The following is an 18,342-nucleotide window of genomic DNA, read 5'->3' on the forward strand; positions in this document are numbered from 1 at the left end:
GAACGGACCGTCCGTCAGCCGTCGGTGAAGACCGCCGCCGACTCCGCGGGCAGCCGCAGCAGCCCGTCCCGGCCGGGTGCCTCCGTCCGCTCCCACGCGGCGAGCACCCGGTCGCGGCCGTTCGAGCCGAGCGCGATCTCCGCCGGCTTCGGGCCGAGGTTCACCGCCACCCGGACGTCCCCGCGCCGGAACACCAGCCAGCGCGCCTCCTCGTCGTACGCCACCCGTACCGCCGAGAGATCCGGGTCGGTGAGGTCCGGCAGCGTACGGCGCAGGGCGATCAGCTCGCGGTGCCAGGCAAGGAGCCGCTTGTGCGGGTCGCGCCCGCGTTCGTCGCGGTCGAGCACCGAGCGGTCCCGGGTGGCCGGGTCCTGCGGATCAGGAACGTCCTCCTCCGTCCAGCCGTACGCCGCGAACTCCCGCCGCCGGCCCTGCCGTACCGCCTCCGCGAGCTCCGGATCGGTGTGGTCGGTGAAGTACATCCAGGGTGTGCCCGCCCCCCACTCCTCGCCCATGAACAGCATCGGCACCGCGGGACCGGTCAGCACGAGCGTCGCCGCGCAGGCCAGCAGACCGGGGGAGAGGGTGGCGGAGAGACGGTCGCCGGCGGCGCGGTTGCCGACCTGGTCGTGGGTCTGGGCGTACCCGAGGAACCGGTGCGCGGAGGTCCGCGCCCGGTCCACCGGCCGGCCGTGGTGCCGGCCCCGGAAGGTCGAGTACGTGCCGTCGTGGAAGAAGACCCGGGTGAGGGTCTTGGCCAGCGCGGCCATCGGGGCCCGCGCGAAATCGGCGTAGTAGCCCTGCGACTCGCCGGTCAGCGCGGTGTGCAGGGCGTGGTGGAAGTCGTCGTTCCACTGGGCGTGCAGGCCCAGGCCGCCCGACGCCCGCGGCGCGGTGGTGCGCGGATCGCACCGGTCGGACTCGGCGATCAGGAAGTGCCGGCGGCCCTGCTCGACGGAGAGCGCGTCGACGGCCGCCGACAGCTCCTCCAGGAAGGTGAGCGCCCGGGTGTCGACGAGCGCGTGGACCGCGTCCAGGCGCAGCCCGTCGATCCGGTAGTCGCGCAGCCAGGCCAGCGCGCTGCTCTTGAAGTACGCCCGGACCTCGTCCGAACCGGGCCCGTCCAGGTTCACCGCCGGACCCCAGGGGGTGGCGGCCCCGCCGTGCGCGCCGGTGAAGTACGGCCCGAAGGACGGCAGATGGTTGCCGGACGGGCCCAGGTGGTTGTGCACCACGTCCAGGACCACGCCGAGCCCCAGCCCGTGCGCCGCGTCCACGAACCGCTTCAGCGCCGGCGGCCCGCCGTACGGCTCGTGCACCGCCCACGGCGCGACCCCGTCGTACCCCCAGCCGCGCGTCCCCGGGAACGGGCACAGCGGCATCAGCTCCACATGGGTGACCCCGAGGCCCGCGAGCTCCCCGAGCCGCGCCGCCGCCGCGTCGAGGGTGCCCTCGGGGGTGAAGGTGCCGACGTGCAGCTCGTACAGGACGCCACCGCGCAGCCGCAGCCTCGCCGGGACGCCGTGCTCCCAGACGTACGTGTCGTGGTCGACGACGGCGGCGAGCCCCCCGGGCCCGTCCGGGAGGCGTCGGGCGCGCGGGTCGGGCAGCACGGGGCCGCCGTCCAGGGCGAAGCCGTAGCGGTCGCCGTCGGCGGCCGGGGCGGTGGAGGTCCACCAGCCGGCCCGCTCGGGGTCCCGCGCCATCGGATGCGCGGCACCCGCCAGCTCCAGCGTCACCCGGTCACGGGCCTTTGGCGCCCATACCTCGAACAGCACCTGACGGTCCCCTCGTCTCGTCGGGGGCGCGCGGCACCGGGGCCGGACCGCCCGCAGGCGACGGCCGGCGGCCCCGGATGACCACACGCCCGGTCCCGGGCCATGGCGGTGGGTGGCTACGGAACCATCCTGGCAGTCAGGCGCCCTGTCCGCCCGGCACGTCCCGCGCGTCCCACACGTAATCGATGGCCCGCTCGAACGTGGCGTAACCGGCCCGGGCGAAGGAACGCGCCATCGGCACGTTGCCGACGTCCGTCCGCGCGCGGATCCGCGGCACGTCCTCGGCGGCGAGGACACGGGTGCCCTCGGCGAGGATCTCGTCGGCGTAGCCCTGGCCGCGGTGGGCGGGCAGCACACCGAGGTACGCGATGATCGCGTGGTAGTTGTTGCGTGCGGGCACGACGAAGCCGACGGGTTCGCCGGTGCCGGCGAGCTCCGCGATCCGCCACCACGACTTCGGCGAGGAGTGCTGCGCCAGCTCCTCGTCGTAGTGCTGCTCGGCGGCCTCGCGCGGGGACAGTCCGGACGCCAGATCGGCCTGCCCGTGGGCGTCCAGGGTGCCCTCCATGACCGGGGTCATGAGCGCGAGCAGGTCCTCACGGTCCCGTACGGGGCGGAAGGCCAGCCGGCCGGAGGGCGGGGCGATCGGGGACGTCGTCCCGGGGCGCCACTCCAGGCGCAGGCGCTCCACCAGCCGGCGGGCGCCGGCGGCGGTGAGGACGCCGAAGAGGGTCTCCAGGTACGCGCGGGTCTCCGGCACCTCCCGCCAGTCGGGCGGCATGAAGCGGCCGTACTCGGGGCGCGGGCCGTCGCCGACGACCGCCGCGCTCGCCGTCTCCAGCAGCCGGAGCCCGATCGCGGCGGCCTCGTCGGCCGGCAGGGCGGGGTCCAGATCGAAGAAGTCCAGGAACTGCGGCGCTTCCCCGGCCCGGCCGGTCCACCAGCCGATCCGTCCGACCAGCCGCTCGCCGCGCAGCGCCACCCACAGCCACTCGGGGCGGCGGCGGCCGGCGGCGAGGTCGTCGGCGAGTTCGTGGTCCAGGACGTAGTCGAGACGGTCGAACAGCTCCAGCTCCTCGGTCCCGGCGAGCGGCCGGATGACGAGCGGGGCGGACGACGCTGACAGCGCTGACGACTCGGGTGACGTGGGTGACTCGTTCGACTCAGGCGACTCGGGCGAGCCGGATGCGTCGGAAGAGCCGGAGGAGCCGGAAGAGTCGAACGAGTCGAGCGCGGTCATGGATGAGGTCATACGGAGGTCCTCCAAGGGGTCGGAGCGGCCGACCGTAACAGCGATCCGTCCTGGTGGCACGGGAGTTACGAAGGCGCTGCCGACCCTTCTGGACACCCCGGGGGATTCCGACGGACAATCACGGAGTGACGACCCCCCATCCGTACCCGCTCCCGGCGCCCCCGCCGGACCGCGCCCCCCGGCTCGGCGACGCCGAGCGGGAGCGGGCGCTCGCGGTGCTGCGCGAGGGCGTCGCACAGGGACGCATCTCCCACGACACCTTCCTCTTCCGCATGGAGCGGGTGCTGGCCGCCCGGCGGTCCGACGAACTCGTCATGCTCACCTCCGACCTCGCCACCGAGTCGGGCTGGAGCAAGCGGGTGGTGGGCGCGGTCGGCCGCATGTCGGCGTTCACGGCGAAGCTCCGCCTCACCTGGCACGCCGAGCGCCTGCCCAAGCTCCTGCTCCCGCCGCCCGGACCGTACCCGCTGCGCATCGGCCGCGACCCGGTGAACGGACTGCGGCTCACCCACGAGACCGTCTCCCGGCTGCACGCCGAACTGTCCTGCCAGGGCGGGGTCTGGGTACTGCGCGACCTCGGCTCCACCAACGGCACCATGGTCAACGGGCGCCGGGTCACGGGCGCGGTGGTGGTCCGGGCCGGGGACCAGGTGGGGTTCGGACAGGTGGGGTACCAGCTCTCGGGCGACTGAGCCGGGGCCGGGACCGCCCTTCCGTAAACCGTTGGGGTGCGGGCGGCTCGTCTTGTTACGGTGGGGGCATGGCTTTCCTTTTCTTCGTCTGAGTCCGGGCACGGCCGCTGCCGCCGTTTCTGCCGCCCGTAGACCCTTCGTATGCCCAGGGAAAGCCTCATGCGCGACCGCGCCCCTCTTGCTTCGTCCCTTCCTTCGTCCGCCCTTTCGCCCGTCGCCGCTCCCGCCGGCGTGGCGCAGCTGTCCGTCAGGGACGTCACCCGGTCCTTCGGCACCCGGACCGTTCTCGACCAGGTCTCCTTCACCGTCCGGCCCGGTGAGAAGGCCGCCGTCGTCGGCGAGAACGGCTCCGGCAAGTCCACCCTGCTGCGGCTGCTCGCCGGGGCCGCGACGCCGGACTCCGGGGAGATCGTCGTCCGCTTCCCCGGCGGTACGGGACATCTCGCCCAGACCCTCGACCTCGCCGCGGACCGCACCGTGCGGGACGCCGTCGACGCCGCCCTGACCGAACTGCGGACCATGGAACGAGAGCTCCGCGCGGCGGAGGAGTCCCTCACGGACGCCTCGGAGCGCGAACTGGCCGCGTACGGCGACCTGTTGATCGCCTACGAGGAGCGGGGCGGATACGAGGCGGACGCCCGGGTCGACGCCGCGATGCACGGGCTCGGGCTCGCCCGGATCACCCGCGACCGGCGGATCGGCTCGCTGTCCGGCGGCGAACAGTCGCGGCTCGCGCTCGCCTGCGTCCTGGCCGCCGCCCCCGAACTGCTGCTCCTGGACGAACCGACGAACCACCTCGACGCGACGGCCGTGCGCTGGCTGGAGGACCACCTGCGCGCGCACCGGGGCACGGTCGTCGCGGTCACCCACGACCGCGGCTTCCTGGAGCGCGTCGCCACCACGATCCTCGAGGTCGACCGGGACGAGCGGACCGTGCGCCGGTACGGCGACGGCTGGGCCGGATACCGCGCGGCGAAGGCCGCCGCCCGGCGCGGCGCGGAGCAGCGGTACGCGGACTGGGCCGAGGAGGTGGCCCGCGTGGAGGAGCTGCTCGACGCCGCGGGCCGGCGGCTCGCCGGCACCGGCCGTGACCCCCGGCAGGGCTTCGGCAAACACCGGCGGTCCAGCGAGGCGAAGCTCGGCGGGCAGGTGCGCGCGGTCCGGGAGCGGCTGGCTCAGCTGCGCCGTCATCCGGTGGCGAAGCCTCCGGAGCCGCTCCGATTCGCGGCGGTGCCGGTGGTGGCGGACGACGGTCACCCGGACCTTCCGGGTGACCTCCTCGCCGTGCTCGACGACGTACGGGTCGGCGACCGGCTGCGTCTGGACGGGCCGCTCACGATCGCGCCGGGACAGCGGCTGCTGGTCACGGGGGAGAACGGCGCGGGCAAGACGACGCTGCTGCGCGTCCTCGCGGGGGACCTGGAGCCGGACACGGGGACGGTGCGCCGCCCCGCCCGCATCGGCTATCTCGCGCAGGAGCTGCCCGCGCGCTCCACCCGGCTCCCCCTGCTCGCCGCGTTCGCGGCCGGGCGGCCGGGCCCCGCGGACGAGTACGCCGACGGGCTTCTGGCCCTGGGCCTGTTCCGCGAGGAGGACCTGCACGTCCCGGTCGCCCGGCTGTCCGCGGGCCAGCAGCGGCGGCTGCAGCTCGCGCGCCTGGTGACCCGGCCCGCGGACCTGCTCGTCCTCGACGAGCCGACCAACCACATCGCGCTCGATCTGGTCGAGGACCTGCAGACCGCGCTCGCGGCGTTTCCAGGGGCGGTGGTCGCGGTGTCGCACGACCGCGGCTTTCGCGCGCGCTTCGGCGGGGAGGAGCTGGAGCTGCGGTCCGGCCGTAGACGCTGATCCCCCGTGCCCCCGTGCCCCCGTGCCCCCGCGCGTCTCACCCGTTCGGCCCTGTACCTGCTGCGGGCGGGCGGGGCCGGTGGTGCTGTGGGGTGATGCGCAGCGCCGACCGGTGAGCGAGAGGGCGAGATGAGCGAGGGGGCGAGATGAGCGAGCAGCAGGCGGGCCGACTGCCGGACGGCAGGCCCGAGGGCGCGCCCGACGGCGTACCCGGCGACGTTCCCTGGCGCCGGCCCGACCGGGCGCCCTGGCGGGATCTCTGGGCCGCGTTGCCCGCCATGGCGCCGGCGTCGGCCCGCCCGAGTCCGGGCCCCGGCGCGGTGCGCCCCAGCGCCCGGCGGGTGGCGCCGAGCCCGCTGGCGCCGGGGGCGGCGCGTGATCCGTACCGTGCGTACCGCGTGCTGCGCGAGGAGTTCCCGCTCACCCACGACCCGCTGCTGCGGGCCTGGGTGCTCAGCCGGTACGCGGACGTGGCGGGCGCGCTGACCGACCCCCGGTTCACCCACGGGCACCGGCCCGGCGATCCGCCCTGCGCGCAGACCCACACGGACATCGACGAGGCCGAGCTGCGGGCCGTCGCGGAACGCACCGCGTTCGTGCTCGCCCACCGTCTCGTCGGCCGGCCGCTGGTCGACCTGGTCGCCGACTTCTGCCGCTGGCTGCCCGCCGGGACGGTCGCCGCCGCCGTCGGCGTGCCGTACCGCGACATGATGCGCCTGGTCCGCGGCCGGGCCGCCTCCGCGCTCGCCGGTCAGTGCACGGGGCAGATCGCCGTGCGGGAGAAGGCCCTGGCCGGGTTCCTCGCGGACGTCCTGAGCGATCCCGAGCAGGCCGCGGCGCTCCGCGACGCGCCGTCGGAGCTCGTCGCGCGGGCCTGGGCCGAGTCGCTGCGGCGCGAGCCGCCGGTGCAGATCGTGCTGCGCCGCACGCGCGGCGAGATCCCGGTCAGCGGCGGGGTGCTGCCGTCCGGGGTGCCCGTCGCCCTGCTGCTCGGCGCGGCCGGCCGCGACCCGGAGCGGTTCCGGGAACCGGACCGGTTCGACCCCGGACGCGACGACCCCGCGCAGCTGACGTACGGCGGCGGGCCGTGCCCCGCCGTCACCCTCGCCGCCCTGGAGGCCGAGTACGCGCTGCGCGCGCTGTTCGCGGCGATGCCCCGGCTCCGGCTCGCCGACGGCTTCCGGCCACGGCGCACCGGCGTCGTCACCCGCGCGCCCCGGAGCCTCGTCGTCCGCCCGGGCGGGTGATCCGGGGCAGGTGACCGGCCGGGTGGCGGGGCCCGTACCACCGCGGCGAAATCCGTGTGCGGTGAGGCGTGGGGGTTTGCGAGCATGCGTCCATGGAGCACGCAATCGAACGTCTGGTCGTCCGGCACACCCTTCGCGTCCCCGCGCCCGAGGGGAGCGCCGGCCAAGGCGCGGACGCGGCCCGGCAGTTCGACGTGGCCCTGATGTCCGTGGGATTCAAACTGTCCGGCGGACTCCTGGCCGCGCTGGCCGGGTACGAGCGGCCCGCGGTCGAGGCGATCGCCACCCGTACCCTCGCCACGGTCCGCGAGCTCGTCGGCGACCACGTCGACCACAACGTCTACTTCAAGGACTTCCCGGCCGGCGTGCCCGACACCCGGGACTTCTGGAACGAGTGCGTCGCCCAGGCGCTGACCGCCGACGCCGAGACCCGCGCCGACGTCCTCGACCAGCTGCGCCGGGGCTTCGTCGACCTGCTGAGCCTGCCCCTCTACGGGCGCTACCAGCACACGTACGAGGAGATGCTCGCCGCCCACGACGGGCTGATCGCCTCCGCCCGGGACCGGGTGACCGTGCTGCACCTCGGCGGCACCCTGGAGGACGAGACCGGCGCGCTCTACCGGGCGCTCGCCGGCAGCACCACCCCGCTCGGTCCCGAGCACCTGGCCGACCTGGCCGTCCTCGCCGCGCACCGCGCCGACGGCCCGCAGCCGGACGCGATCCCGATCCGGGAGAGCCGCGCCGTCGTCAACAAGGCGCGTCTGCTGGCCGGTCGCGGGCCGCTGCTCGACACCGTCACCGACGTGCTGCGGCTGGCCTGCGCGCTCTCCGACGGTGACGTCACCCTGCGCGAGCGCACCCGCTTCCGCGCGCTGTCCCGGCCGCACCGGCGCGCCCTGCTCGCCGGGCTCGACGCGGTCCTCGCCACGGCGCCCGGCAAGTACGCCGACGTGGGCCTGTACCGCGAGGTGTGGAAGCGGCTCGGCGAGCGGCTGCACCCGCACGAGTACCCCCAGTGGCCGCACGCCGCCGCGGTGTTCGCGATCGCGCGGGGCGAGCGCCGGGTGCCCTCGCTCACCGCCGGGGTCGAGGAACTGCTCGGCCGGGGCGACGTCACCCAGGCCGCCGACCTGCTCGCCCGTGAGGCGCCCGGTCTGCTGCTGCGCTCCCTGGACCGGCTGCTGCGCACCGCCGCGACGGACGAGGACCGCGAGGCCGTCCTCGCCGCCCTCGAACGGGCCGCGTCCGGCGGGTCCGGCCGGGTGCTGCTCTCCGTCCGCGAGCACGTCCAGAACCGCACCGAACAGAGCGCGCCCCAGCGGGTGTTCGTGAACCGGTCCGGCGGGGCCTGGGCCGTCGGTGACACCCGCGCGCCGCTCCCCGCCGCCGTACGCGACCGCGTCCTCGCCGTCCTCGACGCCGAGATCGGGCGCCGCCTCGACGCGCCCGCGCACCTGCTGGTCGACCCGGACATGCTGGACGTGGCGCTGCCGCTGAGCGGCCGGGCGACGACCGCCGGCCTCGGCGTGCTGCCGCGCGGCTCCCTCTCGGCGGTCGAGGGCGACCTGCTGCGTTTCTTCACGTACTGGAAGCAGACCGAACGCGGCACCGACTACGACCTGTCCGCGGTGGTCCTGCGCGACGACTACGAGACCGAGACCTGGCTGTCGTACACCAACCTCCGATCCATGGAAGGCGCGCACTCCGGCGACATCACCGACGCGCCCGACGGAGCCTCGGAGTTCATCGATCTGCGGCTCGGCGCGGTGACCGGACGGTTCGTCGTGCCGCAGGTGAACATCTACGCGGGGGAGGGCTTCGACGAGGTCGCCGAGTCGTTCTTCGGCTTCATGCTGCGCGACGCCGAGCAGGGCGGGCGGCCCTTCGAACCGCGGACCGTGCGCCTGAAGTCCGACCTGCGCGGGCCCGGCCGGGTCGCGCTGCCGCTGGCCTTCCGGCGTGACGACGAGGGCCGCTGGCAGGCCCGTTGGCTGCACCTGTACCTGAAGGGGCAGCCGTCGGGTAACCGGATCGAGGAGAACAGGGTGACCCTCGCGCTCCTCGTCCGCGCCCTGGTCGAGCGCACTCCGCTGACGGTCCGTCATCTCCTGGGCCTGATGGCCGAGAAGGGCACGCGGACCACGGTGTGGGACGGGCGGACCGTACCGGACGAGCCGGTCGTCTACCTCGGCCTGGAGCCGCCCGTCGCGCTGGCACCGGGCTCCCGGGTGATCACCCCGGAAAATCTGCGCGACATGATTCCCGCCTGAGTGTTACGTTCTTTCCGGGGCGAGGCCATGAGAGGGCTTCCTTCTACGAATCACTCCACATGATTAGTCCTCTCGCTTTCCTCGCCCCTTTTTCACTTCGCCGCGATGCGCTTGAGCGGCGAGTCACCTTCGTACGTGTCACTTCCGTACGAGCAGCGTCACGGGCCGGGCCTCGAACAGCTCAGTGAGCTTCACCGGAGTGTCGGGGCCACCCGTGAACTCCCGTACGTCGTCGAGGAGATCGGCCCAGCGGCCCTCCGGCAGCACCAGCGTGGTGTCCTGCCAGCCACCCGTCTCCGCGAGCAGCAGCGACAGCCGGGTGACGGCGGTCAGCACCCGGCCGGTGCGGGCGAAGGCCAGACAGTGCCGGGCGGCCGGGCCGGTCGCGGTCAGCGGGGTGTACGTGCCCGCCGGGCCGAAGAGCTCCGGGTGTTCGCGGCGCAGCCGGAGCGCGGCCCGCACCACGACCGTCTTGTCGTCGTCCGGGCCGCTCGCGAACGGCGCCCGGTTGTCCGGGTCGACCAGCGCCCGGTACTCGCGCTCGGTGTTCTGGTACAGCTCCGGCACCCCCGGCATCGTCAGCTGGACCAGCGTGGCGCCCAGGACGTGGGCCCGGATGTGGGGTTCGAGGCCGGCCGCGCCTCCGTCGGGGCCGCGCAGCGGGATCCGGCCCGGGCCCGCCGCCACGAAGTCGGCCACCGCCCGCTCGTAACCGGCGTCCGGCTCCGTCCAGTTGGTGTGCAGCCCCGCCTCCCGCACGGACTTCAGCAGGGCCGGGACCAGCCGCTCCGGATCCGGGGAGCCGAAGCCGAACGCGGTCTGCCAGGCCGTCCACGCCAGATGCGGATCGGGCGAGGCCGCACTGTCCGCCCCGTCCGTCCCGCCCGTCACCTCCGCGAGCAGCTCCGCCCAGCGCTCCGGGCACTGGGACAGGACCGCGATTCCCGCCCGTACGTCCGCGCTGCGCTTGGTGTCATGGGTGCTGAGCACCGTCCCGGTGGCCGGCCAATCCCGGGCCAGACGGGCGCAGAAGGCGTGGAACTCGTCGGGGGAGACCGCCGGACGGCCCGGATCGCCGCCCACCTCGTTGGCGGACAGCAGCGGGGTGTAGCGGTAGAAGGCGGTGTCCTCCACCGACTTGGCCCGGAGCGCCGACGCGGTCTGCGCGAACCGGGCCCGGAACGCCCGGTGTTCGGTGCCGTCTCCGTACGTACCGAGGGCCAGGCCGCGTACGACGTCCACCGCAGTCGCCTCCTCCGGCACCGCGAACGCCGCCTTCGCGCCCCGCGCCGCCTCCGCCGTGAGCACCCGCTCGCCGCCGACGCGGTAGGGGCGGTAGACCGGGACCCGTACGAGGAGTTCGCGGATCGCCGTGTGCAGCGCCCACGGCGCGTGATCGCGCAGCGCGGGATCGGCCGCGCAGATCCGCCCGGCCGAACGGGTCAACGCCACGATCTCAGCGGCCAGTTCGTGGGTCACCACCTTGTACGCGGCGCGCCGGACCGTGGCCTCCCAGTAGCCGCCCCGGTCCCCGGCCTTGCCGGTGAACTCCCGGTAGATATCCGCGAGTTCGTCCGCGCCGAGCGCATCCGTGAACAGGCCGTCCACCTGCCGCAGCGCGTCGTACCCCGTCGTCCCCGCCACCGGCCACGCGCCGGGCAGCTGCTCCGCCCCGGTGAGGATCTTCTCCACCACGATCCAGCACCGCCCGCCGGTCGCCTCCTCCAGACGGGACAGATAGCCCTCCGGGTCGGCGAGCCCGTCCGGATGGTCGATCCGCAGCCCCTCCACCACCCCGTCCGCGACCAGTTCCCGCACCTTCGTGTGCGTCGCCGCGAACACGTCCGGATCCTCCATCCGCACCCCGATGAGGTCGGAGACGGTGAAGAACCGCCGGTAGTTCAGCTCGGTGCGGGCCAGTCGCCACCAGCCGAGCCGGTACCACTGGGCGTCGAGGAGCTCGTCCGGCGGCAGCCCCTCGGTGCCGGCCCGCAGCGGGAACTCCGGCCCCTGTGGCCCGTCGAGCGCGAGCACCCCGTCCGCCACCCGCAGCCGGTCCCGTACGTCCGGAAGCCGGGCCGGAAGGACCGGCAGCAGCACCCGGCCGTCCCCCGCCGCCCAATCGATGTCGAACCAGCGGGCGTACGGCGACTCGGGCCCCTCCCGCAGCACCTCCCACAGGACGCGGTTGTGCCGCGGCGAGGCCGCCATGTGGTTGGGCACCAGGTCCAGGACCAGGCCGAGCCCGTGCTCCCGCGCCGTCGCCGCGAGCGCCCGCAGCCCGTCCTCGCCGCCCAGCTCGGCCCGTACCCGCCGGGGATCGGTCACGTCGTAGCCGTGCGCCGAACCGGGCACGGCCTCCCACACCGGGGACAGGTGCAGATGCGAGATCCCGAGCCCGGCCAGGCGCGGCGCGGCGCGCGCGGCGGCGGCGAACGGGAAGTCCGGCCCGAGCTGGAGCCGGTAGGTGGCGGTGGGCAGCGCCCGCTGCACGGAGGACGTCATGCGAACGTACGTACCCCGCGCGCCGTCTTCTGTGACATCGGGCCCCGGGCTCACCCGTACGAGTGCCGCCGAACGGTCGCGCCGCCGTCCTCCGGACCCGCACCGGGCCGGTCTCGGAACGGTCCTCAGGCCGGGCGGCGCAGCACCGTCAGGGTCAGCGGCGCGAGGGTCACCCGCTCGCCCGCCGTGACCTCCGGTCCGCGCTCCGGCGGCATGCCCTCCGGGTGGGAGGTGTCCACGACGACCCGCCAGCGCTCGCCGTGCGTGTCCGGCACCTCGAACTCCAGGTGCTCGGACTCGGCGTTGAACATCAGCAGGAAGGAGTCGTCGGAGATCCGTTCGCCCTGCTGCCCGGGCTCGGAGATCGCGTCGCCGTTGAGGAACACCGTCAGCGCCTTGGCGTGCGCCGCCTGCCAGTCCCGGGCGGTCATCTCCTCGCCCTCCGGGGTGAACCAGGCGATGTCGGTCAGTTCGTCGTGCGTGCCCTCCACCGGCCGGCCGTGGAAGAAGCGCCGGCGCCGGAACACCGGATGCTCGCGGCGCAGCCGCACCATGGCCCGGGTGAACTCCAGGAGCGTGGCCTCCGGTTCGACCCCCGGCTTCGGCCAGCGCACCCACGAGACCTCGCTGTCCTGGCAGTACGCGTTGTTGTTGCCGCCCTGGCTGCGGCCGAACTCGTCGCCGTGGCTGAGCATCGGCACGCCCTGCGACAGCATCAGCGTGGCGAGGAAGTTGCGGGTCTGGCGGGCCCGCAGCTCCCGGATGCCGATGTCGTCCGTCTCGCCCTCCACCCCGCAGTTCCAGGAGCGGTTGTGGCTCTCGCCGTCCTGATTGCCCTCGCCGTTGCCCTCGTTGTGCTTCTCGTTGTACGAGACAAGGTCGCGCAGCGTGAAACCGTCGTGGCAGGTCACGAAGTTGACCGAGGCGAGCGGCCGCCGCCCGTCGTCCTGGTAGAGGTCCGAGGAGCCGGTCAGACGGGAGGCGAACTCGGCGAGCGTCCGCGGCTCGCCGCGCCACAGATCGCGTACGCAGTCTCGGTACTTGCCGTTCCACTCGGCCCACTGCGGAGGGAAGTTGCCCACCTGGTAGCCGCCCTCGCCCAGGTCCCACGGCTCCGCGATCAGCTTCACCTGGCTGACCACCGGATCCTGCTGCACCAGGTCGAAGAACGACGACAGCCGGTCCACCTCGTGGAACTGGCGGGCCAGCGTGGCCGCCAGGTCGAAGCGGAAGCCGTCCACGTGCATCTCGGTCACCCAGTACCGCAGACTGTCCATGATCATCTGGAGGACGTGCGGGGACCGCATGAGCAGCGAGTTCCCGGTGCCGGTGGTGTCCGTGTAGTAGCGCTGATCGTCGGCGAGGCGGTAGTACGAGGGGTTGTCCAGGCCCCGGAACGACAGTGTCGGACCCAGGTGGTTGCCCTCGGCGGTGTGGTTGTAGACCACGTCGAGGATCACCTCGATGCCCGCCTGGTGCAGCGCCCGGACGGCGGCCTTGAACTCGAGCACCTGCTGGCCCCGGTCGCCCCAGGAGGCGTAGGCGTTGTGCGGGGCGAAGAAGCCGATCGTGTTGTAGCCCCAGTAGTTCGCGAGGCCCGCGTCCACCAGCCGGTGGTCGTTCACGAACTGATGGACGGGCATCAACTCCAGGGCCGTGACGCCCAGTTCCTTCAAGTGCCCGATCACCGCCGGGTGCGCGAGCCCCGCGTACGTGCCGCGCAGCTCCTCCGGCAGATCCGGGTGGCGCATGGTCAGGCCCTTCACATGGGCCTCGTAGATCACCGTGTGGTGGTACTCGGTGCGCGGCCGGCGGTCGTCGCCCCAGTCGAAGTACGGGTTGACCACCACCGAGGTCATCGTGCGCGGCGCCGAGTCGAGGCCGCTGCGCGCGTCCGGCCGCCCGAACGGGTAGCCGTACACCGCCTCCCCCCACGACACCGCGCCCGCGATCGCCCGCGCGTACGGGTCGAGGAGCAGCTTGGCGGGGTTGCAGCGCTGCCCGTGCTCCGGCGCGTACGGGCCGTGCGCCCGGAAGCCGTACCGCTGCCCCGGCATCACGCCGGGCAGATACGCGTGCCGCACGAAGGCGTCGGTCTCGCGCAGCTCCACCGCCGTCTCGGTGCCGTCGTCGTCGAGGAGGCACAGCTCGACGCGGTCGGCGGCCTCCGAGAACACCGCGAAGTTCGTGCCGGCGCCGTCGTAGGTGGCGCCCAGGGGGTACGCCTGTCCCGGCCAGACCTGCATAGGTGAATGTCTCCCAGTTCCGATCCGGGGGCGGACAAGGGCAAGAGAGGGGGTGAGGGAAAGGGGTGGAAGGGGCAAGAAACCGTTATGCGGGCCGATCCTGCCTGAAAAGCGGACAAGCTCCTAGGATGTCGACCCCTCCGGTCGGGTGATCGCCCGCGAGACGGGCGCGCGGGGGGGAACAAGTGAACCAAGGGGGAAAGTTCCGGCCATGGCGGTCGTGACGGTCAACCCGAGGTTCCTCGCCGTCGCCCCGCCGCGGGCCGGCGCCGGGCGGGGCGGGACGCGGCGGGCGCGCGGCCGGCCGCCGGGGTCGTACCCCTATGAATCCGCTCACTCCGGCCGATCTCGCCGCCGGGAACCGCAGCCCGGATCCGGGCAGTTGGGCGAGACCCGGACGATCCTGCTGCGTCGGCTCCCGCTCCCGGAGTACCCTTCCTTGATCGTTGTCAGGTGGTAGTGGCGGTAGTCCGGCCGGTGGCCGGGCCGGATGTCCGGGAGCAGAAGGCGGTGCGCGGGTGAGCTCGGGAGGGCTGGAGCTGCCCCCAGGCGAGGCGGGTCGCGAGGGCGAGCCGGCCGAGCCGGTGGTGGTGCCGCCCGGCGCGGTCTCCGTCGCCCGGCCGGTGGAGATCGGGGCCGAACTGGAGTGGGGCGCCGAGGCGTGGAGCGAGGTGCGCACCCGGGCCCAGCGGGCCGGCCGTGCGTACATCTGGCTCAATCTCGTCGAACAGCGGCTGCGGGCCGTCGTCGCGGCGGTGCTGCGCCCCGTCTACGAGCCGGTGCACGGCGACGACTGGGTGGTGGCCGCGGCCGGCCCCGCCGGGCAGGAGTGGGTCCAGCGGGCCGTGGCGGTCCGCGAGGTCTCCCGCCGCAAGGGCTATCTCCTCGACCCGGCCGACGACAACGTCCTGAGCTTCCTCACGCTCCCGCAGCTGCGTGAGCTGATGGTCCAGCACTGGCCGTGCTTCGAGCCGTACTTCGACGACCGGCGCGAGGTCGAGCTGGCCCTCGACGAGCTGGAGGTCACGCGCAACGTCGTCTCCCGTAACCGGGCCCTGTCGCTGACCGTGCTCGCCCAGTCCGAGCGGGCCTCCGCCCGGCTCCTGGAGATCCTGGGCAGCGGCGCCGGAGTGCCCTCGGCGGACCGGCTGCCGGTGGACGCGGTCGAGGACCTCGTGGGCGACCGGTACGCGGATGTGGTGTCCGTCCATCCCGACCGGGTGCGGCTGCAGCGGCAGCTGCCGGCCGAGGACCTGTTCGGCGGAGCGCGCCGGCTCGACGCCACCGGCATAGGCCTGAACCTGCTCGTGCAGAACTTCTCCGGGCGCCGGATGGTCCGGCTGGCCGAGTCGGGCTGCCGGATAAGGCTGCTGTTCCTCAACCCGGCCAGCAGCGCCGTCAAGCGGCGCGAGCGCGAGCTGGGCCTGAAGAAGGGCGAGCTGAGCCGGTCGGTCGAGATGAACATCCTGCACATGCGCCGGGTGCGCTCCAAGCTGCGCGACCCGGGCGCCTTCGAGATCCACGTCTTCGACGAGACCCCGCGCTTCACCGCGTACCTCGTCGACGGGGACGGTCCCGACGGGCTCGCCGTCGTCCAGACGTATCTGCGCAAGGCGCGCGGCATGGAGGCGCCGGTCCTGGTGCTGCGCGGCGGCGGGCGGAACGTGGTGCGTTCCGGCGGTCCTGGCGGCGGCGTCGACCCGGATGGCGACAACGGACTTTTCGCGACATATCGGGAGGAATTCGAGTCGGTGTGGCTCGACTCCCGGCCGGTCTCCTGACCGCCGGTCCGATCATCCGTCCGATGGCCCGTCCGCATCCTCGTGCGGCCATGAGTCCGGTCCCTCGGGCGGCCCCTCGACGGACCGCTCAAGTCGGACTGTCAGTGGCGCGTGCGAGGGTGAACATCACCACGGGGGAGTTCACGTAAGGAGGACCCGATGGCTTGGCATGCGGAAGCACTGGTCGGCTTCGACCTGGAGACCACCGGCACCGATCCGCTGGAGAGCCGGATCGTCACGGCCTCGGTCGTCGGCGTCCACGGCGGGCGGGTGGTCCGGCAGCGGGACTGGCTCGCCGATCCGGGCATCCGGATCCCGGAGCAGGCCTCCGCGATCCACGGCATCAGCAACGAGCGCGCCGCCGCCGAGGGCCGCCCGGTCCGCGAGGTGGCGGACGAGCTGGCCGAGACCCTGACCGGGTACTGGCGGGAGGGCGTCCCGGTCGTCGCGTACAACGCCTCGTTCGACCTGACCCTGCTCGCCGCCGAGCTGCGGCGGCACGGCCTGCCCTCCCTGGAGGAACGGCTCGGCGGCACCGCGATCGGGCCGGTCGTCGACCCGTACACCATCGACCGGGCGGTGGACCGCTACCGGCGGGGCAAGCGGACCCTGGAGCTGGTCTGCGCGGAGTACGGGGTGGAGCTGACCGCCGCCCATCAGGCGGCGGCCGACGCGCTCGCCGCCGTCCGGGTCGCCATCGCGATAGCCGAGCGGCACCCGGCCGTCGCCGCGCTCGACCCGGCCGCGCTGCACGAGCGGCAGATCGGCTGGTACCGGACCTGGGCCGAGGACTTCCAGGCCTTCCTGCGCCGCAAGGGCGACGCGGACGCGGTGATCGACCCGGTCTGGCCGATCCGCACGCCCGCGCTCGCACCGGTGGCGGCGGAGCGGGCGGCGGGCGGGGCGCCGTTCTAGTCCGTGCCCGGGGAGGAGCGCCGTCCGCCTGGAGGGTGGGGCCCGCGGCGTCCGGCGCGGTGGCACGATCGACCACGTTCCGTACGGGCGCGCCGGCGCCGCGGACGACAGCACCAAGACCGGACCAGCTACGGCCGCCGACGCGGCCACACCACCCGAGCCCGCCCACCCACCAGGCCGAAGACGGCTGCTGTACGGACGGTCGCCGTACTAGCGGACCGAGAAGGCGCCGAGCTTGAAGGAGTCGGCGCAGAGGCTGAAGACACCGCCCGGCGAGCCGTCCGCCTTCATCACGTTCACCGTGGTGCCCGCGTCCTTCGGCAGCGCGACCTTGACCGAGGACGATTCCGTCCGGCAGGAGAGGCGCGCGGTGCCCTCGGTGTTCACGTCGGTGTACATCACGTCGGCCGTCGCCGTGCCGCCCGCCGGGATGTCGACCGCGTCCGAGCCTTCCTCGGAGTTGTCGGCGGAGGCCGACCCGCCGCGCTTCGCGTCGTCGGTGACGGTCACGACCGTGGGACCGACGAGGGTGCAGGCGGCGCCGGAGGAGTTGGTGATCCTCAGCGAACCTGTGGCCGCCTGCGACGCACTGGCGTGGTTCGCGCTCTGACGGAACTGCGCCGAGGTGTTCTGGGTGGTGCAGGCCGCGGTGGCGCCGCCACCGGACGAGTCACCACCGGATGAGCTGCCCCCCGACGAACTGCCACCGGACGAGCTGCCACCGGACGAGCTGCCACCGGACGAGCCGCTCCCGGACGACGCCTTGGACGGCGCCTCGGGCGAGCCCGCGGTCGAGCCCGACGAAGACGCCGACGCCGACGCGGGAGCCGGTGCACCGGCGGCGGTGTCAGCCTTGTCGCCGCTGTTGCAGCCGGTGAGCGCGAGCGCCGACAGTGCGGCGAGTGCCCCGGCAACGGCTATGCGGGTGCTGGTACGAGTGCGCATGAACTTCCTTCTTCCCCGTCAAAAAACTGAGAGCCAACTGAGAAGGAGGATGATCCGTCACCGCGCGACCCGTCGCGGCCGACAAGCGAGCATCACCAAGCCCACACGAACTCTGTCCAAGATCGTCGCCGAACTCCGTGCCGCCCGCTCGACTTTGGCGAACCCTCGCGGCGACCCTCCGTCGCCCCCCACCGACCGGTCATGCAACGGACTTTGGCCTGATGGGCGGGCGGACGGGCGCATGCGGGGTGGTGGGTGTCCGCGGTACGCCGCCGTTCCGACGCCGCTTCGGGGGCGGTCAGTTGGTGACCACCTTGGGTGGGGGCTCGTCCTTGCGGCGCGGGTTCACGCAGTCGAAGAGCACCTGCCCGCTGCGCGCGTCGTAGAAGAAGGTCCCGGAGTAGCGCTCCTCGGTGAGGCGCCGGCTCACCGGCTCGCTCACCCGCCACTCGGCGTCTTCCGGTAGCAGCTTCTCGATCTCCGCCGGCAGACCGGCGGGCGTCGCCGGCTCGAACGCCAGCGTGGGGTCGGCGAGGTCGTCGCGTACGGCCCGGTCGTCCACGGGGTCGAGGATCCCGACCATCCGGACGTCGGTCGGTCCGGGGACACCGCGCTCACCGTAGTCGTGCCACCTGTCGCACCACGAGGTCGACCGCAGCGGGCCGAACGACGGGAAGCGCGCCGTGACCTGGTCCGTCTCGTGCCGTACGGCGCAGGGGACCAGGGTGGTGTCCTTCCCGCCGCCGGAACCGCCGTCGGGACCGCCGCAGGCGGCGACCGTGAGCACGGTCAGCGCCGTGGCGACCCGCACTCGGGTACGGAGCGGGAGAACGTTCCCCGGCCGACCGGCCGCCAACCGGTCG

Annotated in this window: 12 protein-coding genes; 6 read left to right on the top strand and 6 right to left on the bottom strand. The window is 73.8% G+C overall.

All coding sequences use genetic code 11. The annotated features are described in order from the left end of the window. Nucleotides 1–14 precede the first annotated feature (14 nt). Together treZ and ABZ693_RS13920 are read right to left on the bottom strand one after the other, a co-directional pair. The gene (treZ, locus tag ABZ693_RS13915; protein WP_359876159.1) at nt 15–1,778 is read right to left on the bottom strand and encodes a malto-oligosyltrehalose trehalohydrolase; all 1,764 of its coding nucleotides are present in this window, start codon (nt 1,776–1,778) and stop codon (nt 15–17) included. 136 nt (nt 1,779–1,914) lie between these two features. Continuing rightward, nucleotides 1,915–3,030, bottom strand: coding sequence for a GNAT family N-acetyltransferase (locus ABZ693_RS13920; RefSeq protein WP_435842417.1), 1,116 nt, complete (start codon nt 3,028–3,030; stop codon nt 1,915–1,917). A 125-nt stretch (nt 3,031–3,155) separates the two neighbouring features. Between ABZ693_RS13920 and ABZ693_RS13925 the strand changes: the two genes are divergently transcribed. From ABZ693_RS13925 to ABZ693_RS13940, 4 genes are all read left to right on the top strand, one after another. Beyond that, entirely contained in the window at nt 3,156–3,722 is a 567-nt protein-coding gene (locus tag ABZ693_RS13925) for an FHA domain-containing protein (protein WP_359876160.1), read from the top strand. A gap of 159 nt (nt 3,723–3,881) precedes the next feature. Then, nucleotides 3,882–5,570: a ribosomal protection-like ABC-F family protein gene (abc-f, locus tag ABZ693_RS13930; RefSeq protein ID WP_359876199.1), complete on the top strand. Its 1,689-nt coding sequence runs from the start codon at nt 3,882–3,884 to the stop codon at nt 5,568–5,570. A 146-nt stretch (nt 5,571–5,716) separates the two neighbouring features. Next, nucleotides 5,717–6,817 (top strand): cytochrome P450, encoded by a 1,101-nt coding sequence (locus ABZ693_RS13935; protein ID WP_359876162.1) that lies wholly within the window; start codon nt 5,717–5,719, stop codon nt 6,815–6,817. A gap of 92 nt (nt 6,818–6,909) precedes the next feature. Continuing rightward, nucleotides 6,910–9,087, top strand: a complete 2,178-nt coding sequence (locus ABZ693_RS13940; protein ID WP_359876164.1) for a TerD family protein — start codon at nt 6,910–6,912, stop codon at nt 9,085–9,087. Between the two features lie 138 nt (nt 9,088–9,225). Here ABZ693_RS13940 and treY read toward each other — a convergent pair whose 3' ends face one another. Continuing rightward, nucleotides 9,226–11,592, bottom strand: a complete 2,367-nt coding sequence (treY, locus tag ABZ693_RS13945; protein ID WP_359876166.1) for a malto-oligosyltrehalose synthase — start codon at nt 11,590–11,592, stop codon at nt 9,226–9,228. A gap of 125 nt (nt 11,593–11,717) precedes the next feature. Next, nucleotides 11,718–13,838, bottom strand: coding sequence for a glycogen debranching protein GlgX (glgX, locus tag ABZ693_RS13950; protein ID WP_359876167.1), 2,121 nt, complete (start codon nt 13,836–13,838; stop codon nt 11,718–11,720). 518 nt (nt 13,839–14,356) lie between these two features. Here glgX and ABZ693_RS13955 point away from each other — a divergent pair. Together ABZ693_RS13955 and ABZ693_RS13960 are read left to right on the top strand one after the other, a co-directional pair. Continuing rightward, nucleotides 14,357–15,619 (top strand): DUF5919 domain-containing protein, encoded by a 1,263-nt coding sequence (locus ABZ693_RS13955; protein ID WP_359876168.1) that lies wholly within the window; start codon nt 14,357–14,359, stop codon nt 15,617–15,619. Between the two features lie 159 nt (nt 15,620–15,778). Beyond that, a complete protein-coding gene (locus tag ABZ693_RS13960; protein WP_359876170.1) occupies nt 15,779–16,534 on the top strand; it encodes an exonuclease domain-containing protein in 756 nt (251 codons plus the stop codon). Nucleotides 16,535–16,744: 210 nt separating this feature from the next. Here the strand turns inward: ABZ693_RS13960 and ABZ693_RS13965 are convergent, their stop codons facing one another. Beyond that, nucleotides 16,745–17,479, bottom strand: coding sequence for a DUF4232 domain-containing protein (locus ABZ693_RS13965; protein WP_359876172.1), 735 nt, complete (start codon nt 17,477–17,479; stop codon nt 16,745–16,747). Nucleotides 17,480–17,777: 298 nt separating this feature from the next. Beyond that, complete coding sequence (locus ABZ693_RS13970; protein WP_359876174.1) at nt 17,778–18,290, bottom strand: hypothetical protein; 513 nt, start codon at nt 18,288–18,290, stop codon at nt 17,778–17,780. Nucleotides 18,291–18,342 lie beyond the last annotated feature (52 nt).

This window comes from Streptomyces laurentii, assembly GCF_040635425.1.
GTDB classification, from domain to species: Bacteria; Actinomycetota; Actinomycetes; order Streptomycetales; family Streptomycetaceae; genus Streptomyces; species Streptomyces laurentii.